Here is a 6777-nt window from a genome sequence, read left to right as displayed (position 1 = left end):
GTCGGTTAGAATACCGGCCTGTCACGCCGGGGGTCGCGGGTTCGAGTCCCGTCCGCTGCGCCATATTCGGTAACCTGGACCACTGAACGCCAGGTCACCACGGAAAAACCCGCCAAGGCGGGTTTTTTTCTGCTCCAAGGTTGTACCCGCGGGATGTGTCGTTTTACCGGTTTTCGGATTTATTTGAAAAAAACTTCAATTAAATCAACACTTTACGAAAACTTGTGGCATAATGCGTCCCGTAACGAAGCGAAGGGTGATTAGCTCAGCTGGGAGAGCGTCTGCCTTACAAGCAGAATGTCGGCGGTTCGATCCCGTCATCACCCACCATTCGTTTCAAGCGTTTCGCGCAGCGGTAGTTCAGTCGGTTAGAATACCGGCCTGTCACGCCGGGGGTCGCGGGTTCGAGTCCCGTCCGCTGCGCCATATTCGGAATCTGGAACACTGAACGCCAGATTCCACAGAAAGCCCGCCCAGTGCGGGCTTTTTGCTGTCTGGCGTTTGAGTATTTTTTCGCTGCATATATCTATGTAGTGCCTGCCAGCCAAGTCGCTTTCGGAGAATAGCAACGTTGTTCATGACTCATTTCGCGTCATGAACCCGTTCAATTGCTTACCGAGAGACTGAATTCATGAGTGATTCCCTTCCAGCAAAACCTGCCGAAAACTCGGTGGACTTAGCGTTTCTGTCCCGTAAACCGCCATTCCTCGAATGTGATGACGCCGCCGCCTTTCTCCATGGCTTGAAGTTCGAGGCAAACACCGAGGTTCTCTGGTTTATCCTGAAAAATAGTCAGGGACGGTATGTTTGTGCCGAGTTCTTGAAATCAGACGCACCGCAATTGAGTAACGACAGCGCCTCACTCGAAGATTCACTCTTCGTGTCCAAGTGTGCGAGGGGGCAATTGTGCGTTCCTGTCGGATATACCGTCGCCGCGAGTTTCCATTTACATCCACGCGCAGAGGGGGGCATAAATGAAATCCCGGTGGAGTTGTCTTATCGCAATCGCTTTTTTTCGTGGGCCGATCTGTGGAGCGTAATGAATCCACGGCGCCAATACTCCAGGTGCTATCTGTCCACAGGTAAGGACGGTCTTGTTTCATACACTTCAAACGCATCAGACTTTGAATCTGAATTGGCCCGACAGATTGCGAAAAATACAGACAAAAGCGCCAGTTTGTTTCAGCGCTTGTATGAAAGAGGCGCTTTTCCGGCCAGCATCTGGATCCTGCTGGCTATCGGGGCCGGTGAACTCAAGATGGTGGTCAAAGGCGTTGTCGAAGATGCGATGTGGTCGCGCCGAGGCGCACTGAAAGCCAGTTGGAAATGGGATATTGACCCGAATAACAAGACAAGGAATACGTCGGTTGAACTGATGCCGGTTTTCAGTCCCGTTTTCCATGACGTTGCGAGCGTTGCGTCTTATTGGCGTATCAGGCAACGCAATTCACTGGCCGGGCAATATGTCGGCATTGTTCTCAAACATACAGCCCGTGATGAGTTTATTACCACTGCTGCCGAATACAGCGAGTACGTCAACTTTGACTTGCCTAAGGTGTTCCCCAAGGATCGGCATGGCAACCTCCAGTATCCCGAGGGGTTCCGGGTCTATGGTTTCTATCATTCGAGCAAGCCGTCGCTTCCAGACCTTTTGCCCGCCGCAGACGTCGAACGCTTCAAGAACTTTTTTTCCCCCGCCGATATGACGGTCGGTCTGAATCGGCTGGTCGCCGCCCCTCAGCACCACTTGTTCATGATCACACCTGATGGGGCAGTCTTGAGCTTTTCGCAACCCGATATTCCAGTCAGATCGTTGATTGTTGAGTTGACGACGGACTTTGAACGGAAGTTGGTCTCGGGTGAAATCACCACACAAATGTATGTCGACAAAGTAGCGGCCGCCGGAAACCTGAGCGTGATCGTGCCGAGCAAGACATGGCCGGATGCCGGCCGGTTCAGGCCGTCTACCGAGATAGTAGCGGTGATGGCCGATCCGGCGGAGTGATCATTCGTCATTACGCTGGTGACGATAATCACTGACAGCCTCGTACACCGCCTTGCGCAGTCGGTTGATCCCACCGATGGGGCGGTGGGCTTCAATGCCAAACCATGGGTTGAACGACAGGTTGTCGCATTGCAGATTCAACGCCGGGGTATCGAAATCCTGCGGCGGCAGGGTGATCCGCGCGACCGTTTCGAAGGGCGAGTCCTGCTCGCGCCATTCGATGCTGGTGTCCTCGATCGGCATGTATTTGTGGGCATCCTGGCGCTGGATCTGCAGCACGAAACAGGCCGGCACCCGATCCGTCGACAGCTGCTGGTTCAACGCGCTGCGCAGGAAATTTGGCAGGTCATGGTTCTGTTTAGGCAATGTGTATGCAGGGCAATTGTCCGGATCTGGTGCTACCCGGAACTTTGCATTGGTTTCACCGAATTTGTAGGGCGAAACCGAAAAGTATGTAGTCGTCGTCGGGCTATCCGGCGGCGGCGCCAAGGTTGCCAGCGCAATAAACAAATGGCGGATCTGCCAGCTGCGCGGATCCCAGCCGGGGAAAAACGCCATGACCTTTTTGCCGTCAGCCTGGGCTGCCACATTCTGACGGTATTCGGCGACATCGCTGACAAAGAAGTTCGGATGGCTGAACATCACGAAATCCTGTTCCTGCTGTGCCTGACGGTTGCCGAGCAGCTGTTTTCCCGAAACGTCCAGCAGTTTGATCGCCATGCCCCGGGCGTCGCGGATGCTGTCGAACTGTGGGTAGGCATTGCCGTTGGACAGGCGGATCATCGCTTGCCAGGTTTTGCCAGGCTCACTGAAAACGCCCTGTCGCAGCGACTGCGCGAGGTCCGGCAGAACCTGCACCTGCGCCTTCACGCAGCCATGGGCCTTGGCATGTGCGTCACGTAGATACCGTGTGCTTTCACGGTGTTGATCGACAATGCGTACGGCGGTCTGGATCACGTCTTGAGTCATCGCGGCTTCGCCGGGTGGAATCTGCTCCAGCGCTGACACCGGGCCACGGTGTTGCCAGGCAAACCACGCCGTGGATATGGCCCAGCCGAGCAGGCCGATGGCGAGCACTATCAGCACAGTCTTGCCAAACAAACGTCCAAGCCATAACCAGATTCTGGCCAACAACGACTGTTCTTTCTTGAAGGTCGAGATCATGGCAATTGCGCCTCCAGTGGGCCGCCGAGTACTTTCAGGTATTCCAGCAGTGCCCAGCGTTCTTCCGGCTGCAACAACCGGCCAATCACGCCGTTACCACGTTCACCGGCACGGAATTCATGGCCGCTGTTGTGGTTGCCGGTGATCCGCGTGTCGAACAGGAAGCCATTGGTAAACGCTTCGGTGCGATAACCCAGATGTCGCGGATCGTATTCAAAGGTGCCTTTGAAGAAGGTCGTGGCGCGCTCATCCTGCGGCGACAGCAACTGATAAATGCTCGGCACTGAACCGTTGTGCAAAAACGGCGCGGTGGCCCAGACACCGGTCAGCGGGCGGGCCTTGTAAGCGACTTTTTCGCGCACACCGATGGGTAGGCCGAAGCCGTCCAGGCGTGGTTTCTCTGGCGGGGTGACGTTGGCTTCGCGGTAGGCGCGGTCTTCGACGAAGGCGGTGACGTAAGCCAGGCCTTTGGCCACCGACAACTGGCTCAGATCCAGAGGTTCCTTGGGCGTCGGGTGCAGTTTGACGTCCATGGTTTCGAGTTCCTTCAGGTCCCATTGCAGGGCGGTCAGGTCGAAACGGTGGGTGGCGATATTGTTGGCGGCGGTCGGGTCGGTGCCGATGACATCGACTGGCAGCATATGCAAATGCTGCACCCAGCGCTCACCTTCTTGAGTTTGACGCGGGACGTGGCAACTGCCGCAATTCTCGGCAAACAGCGCGCGTCCCTTGGCTGCCAAGGGTTTGTCGATGGCGCCAAACAGCTCCTCTGGCCAAGCGGGCGGCTTGAGCTTTTGCAGGGTTTCTTCGATCTTGTTCAGATCACGCACGCGCACGCTGGAGGCATAGCGTGCTTCGCCTTGCAGCGGCTGCCCGTTGGTATCAAAAAAATTCAGGGTAGCGCCGACGCCCAATGCCTCGCCGATATTGCGCGCCATCGGCTGCTGCGCCGAGCCGTTCCACTGCACCCAATCGAACGTCCACATGTCCCAGAGCTGCGGGTAATCCACCGGAGCATTGGCCACGCGGTAGTTGGCGGAAGAAATCGCATCGCCAAACGTCGCATTGGCAATCCGGCCGAAAGCATCGGCGCGGCCGGGACCTTCCTCGGTCGGGTAGAGGCCGCGATGGGTATCGTTCCAGGCGACTTTGAGGAATGTGTTCAGTGACGTTTTGAAGTCTTTGCGCAGTTGCTCGTGGCGGGCGTCGTATTCGTCGCCAAGCACGGTTCTGGCAAAGCGTTCGAATTTCCATGGGTTGTAGTAAGTCGAGGTCAGACTTGCCACCAGAGCCTGTCCGAAACTGCCGCCGCGCAAAGTAGGAACACTTGAGGGCAGCACATGTTGCGCGGTACCGCCGTCAATCCGCACGGCCTGGCCTTTGAAGCGCAATTCGCCGGTGTGGCAAGCGGCGCAAGTGATGTCCAGATATTGCTCGGAGCTGCCGGGATTCTGATGTCGGGCAAACCCGACAGGGAGGTTGCCGGGGTTGTTCGCGGTGGCTTTCTGCTGCGGATCCATCAGAAAACCGAAGCGCGCGAGGTAATCGGAGGACGCAAAACGCTGCTCAGAAAAAGGCAGTTCCAGGGCCTGGAACCACTCATAGCGCAGGCCTTTGACCTGCGTGCCCTGAGGCGTGAAATAGTAGGTTTGCCGGTCTTCATCACTCCACTGATCGAGGTAATGCACCTGCTCGGCGGGGCTGTAGAAGGGCAATTTCGGGTTGGCGACGTAATACAGGACCACAGCAAGAACCAGTCCCAGCAGCACGACGATCAGGGTCAGCACACGGAATAAGAGGCGCAAGATAAACATCCTTGTCGATTTGTTCCGCTGTTATGCCTGAGCACGGCCCCATGCGGCAAGTGGCCATTACGCCAGATGATGCAAGAAGGAACGACGCTGATTGTCGGGACAAGATGACAGAAGCTTCATCGTCGCTTCGCCTCAATGCGTTTTAATCCCTGAACTTATCGGAAGATTCCTGCTCTCATGCCGGTAGCCATTGGTCGTGGCGGCCTGATAAGCTCGCGGCTTTACTCGATTGCCCTTTCGGCGCATGAACAAGGAAATAGCATGAAACAGCATCGGTTGGCGGCGGCGGTTGCCCTGGTTAGCCTGGTCCTCGCGGGTTGTGATTCGCAGACAGCGTAGAGCTGAAAACCCCGGCGCAAAAAGCTTCCTACGGTCTGGGCCTGAACCTGGGCCAGCGCCTGGCTCAGGAAGGCCTGGCTGATCTGGACTCCAAAGCGGTAGCCCAGGGCATCGAAGATGCCGGCGGCAAGAAAGAACAGAAGCTGAAAGACGAAGAACTGGTCGAAGCCTTCGCCGCGCTGCAAAAGCGTGCTGAAGAGCGCATGGCCAAGATGAGCGAAGAGTCGGCAGCCGCCGGCAAGAAATTCCTCGAAGAAAACGGCAAGAAGGCGGGTGTAACAACCACTGCTTCGGGCCTGCAGTACGAAGTGGTCAAGAAAGCCGACGGCCCACAGCCTAAGCCGACTGACGTAGTGACTGTTCACTACACCGGCAAGCTGACCAACGGCACCGTGTTCGACAGCTCCGTCGAGCGCGGCAGCCCGATCGATCTGCCAGTGAGCGGCGTGATTCCGGGTTGGGTTGAAGGTCTGCAACTGATGCACGTTGGCGAGAAGTACAAACTGTACATCCCTAGCGATCTGGCTTACGGCGCCCAGTCGCCAAGCCCGGCAATCCCGGCCAACTCGGTTCTGGTCTTCGACCTGGAACTGCTGGCCATCAAGGATCCAGCCAAAGAAGCTGCTGCTGCCAAGTAATCGGTAACGGCTCTGCCAACAACGCCTCGCTTATGCGGGGCGTTGTTGCATCTGGAGTCTGGCAAGGGTAAACAGAGCGAACCGATGGCGGTCGGGAGAGTCATACCCAGTGAGGCTGCCCGCGCTAGCCGCCCTGAGCAGCCAAGTCAATGAAATATTGGGCTTTTTTATGTGAGTAAAAAACGCCCGATCTGAGCGCAGCCCTTATGAAACGGGGCTTCCAGCGCCGAAATGCAGCTCTGTTCACAAGGTTATCCACAATTTGTGTGGATAACATTTCAATGGGAGGAATAGATGAAAGCTCCGTGGGATTTCGCTCGATTCCTGCCCTTGGCCGGCCGCCTGCTGGCGCGTGGACGTTTGCCGACCTTATTGTTTGCGGTCGCCAGCAAAGGCGCCGCGCAAGGCAATCGCCTTGGTAAACTCAAGGACGATTTACGTTTGCTCCAGGCACTGTGCCTGGCCTATTGGCGCGGCGAGTATCGGGCCATCAGCGGCAAGGCACTGGTTTCAGTCGTGGCGGGTTTGATGTACTTCCTCAGTCCGGTGGATGCGATTCCGGATTTTATTCCCGTGTTCGGCATGCTCGACGACATCGCGGTTCTCGCCTGGCTGATGAAAACCCTCGACGATGAGCTCAATGCTTTTCGCTTGTGGCGCAATCGTCAGCAGCCGGAAAAACTGGCAGTCGTCGAACGCCTGCCGGATACCCCCGAGCAACTGCAACTGCAGGGGCCGAAAAAGCCCTGATTCATTAAGTCTTCCTGTAGATAGATACCCCCCGCGACCTTGGCCGCTGTTAGGATTACACTTCTAG

The 6777-nt window shown here is 56.5% G+C and carries 4 protein-coding genes, 2 tRNA genes and 1 pseudogene; 5 read left to right on the top strand and 2 right to left on the bottom strand.

Annotation, left to right across the window (positions count from 1 at the left end; translation table 11 throughout):
* The first annotated feature begins 254 nt into the window (after positions 1–254).
* The 3 genes from ACIF4X_RS25630 to ACIF4X_RS25620 all read left to right on the top strand — a co-directional run bounded on the left by ACIF4X_RS25630 (position 255) and on the right by ACIF4X_RS25620 (position 2005).
* Positions 255–330, top strand: a tRNA-Val gene (locus ACIF4X_RS25630).
* Positions 331–349: 19 nt separating this feature from the next.
* A tRNA-Asp gene (locus tag ACIF4X_RS25625) sits at positions 350–426 on the top strand.
* A gap of 205 nt (positions 427–631) precedes the next feature.
* Positions 632–2005, top strand: a complete 1374-nt coding sequence (locus ACIF4X_RS25620; protein WP_397484220.1) for a hypothetical protein — start codon at positions 632–634, stop codon at positions 2003–2005.
* On the opposite strand, the gene ACIF4X_RS25615 is transcribed toward ACIF4X_RS25620, so the two are convergent.
* Both ACIF4X_RS25615 and ACIF4X_RS25610 read right to left on the bottom strand, forming a co-directional pair.
* Entirely contained in the window at positions 2006–3139 is a 1134-nt protein-coding gene (locus ACIF4X_RS25615; protein ID WP_397484222.1) for a catalase family protein, read from the bottom strand. It lies immediately after the preceding gene.
* A 26-nt stretch (positions 3140–3165) separates the two neighbouring features.
* The gene (locus ACIF4X_RS25610; RefSeq protein WP_397484219.1) at positions 3166–4974 is read right to left on the bottom strand and encodes a di-heme-cytochrome C peroxidase; all 1809 of its coding nucleotides are present in this window, start codon (positions 4972–4974) and stop codon (positions 3166–3168) included.
* A 270-nt stretch (positions 4975–5244) separates the two neighbouring features.
* Between ACIF4X_RS25610 and ACIF4X_RS25605 the strand changes: the two are divergent.
* Together ACIF4X_RS25605 and ACIF4X_RS25600 are read left to right on the top strand one after the other, a co-directional pair.
* Positions 5245–5960: pseudogene (locus tag ACIF4X_RS25605) on the top strand (FKBP-type peptidyl-prolyl cis-trans isomerase).
* A 294-nt stretch (positions 5961–6254) separates the two neighbouring features.
* Positions 6255–6710, top strand: a complete 456-nt coding sequence (locus ACIF4X_RS25600; RefSeq protein WP_397484218.1) for a YkvA family protein — start codon at positions 6255–6257, stop codon at positions 6708–6710.
* Positions 6711–6777: the final 67 nt, after the last annotated feature.

The sequence above is a fragment of the Pseudomonas sp. NPDC085632 genome (genome assembly GCF_044541255.1).
Classification (GTDB): Bacteria; Pseudomonadota; Gammaproteobacteria; order Pseudomonadales; family Pseudomonadaceae; genus Aquipseudomonas.
Note: the sequence above shows the minus strand (reverse complement) of the source record. Positions and strands in the feature narration are given on the sequence as shown.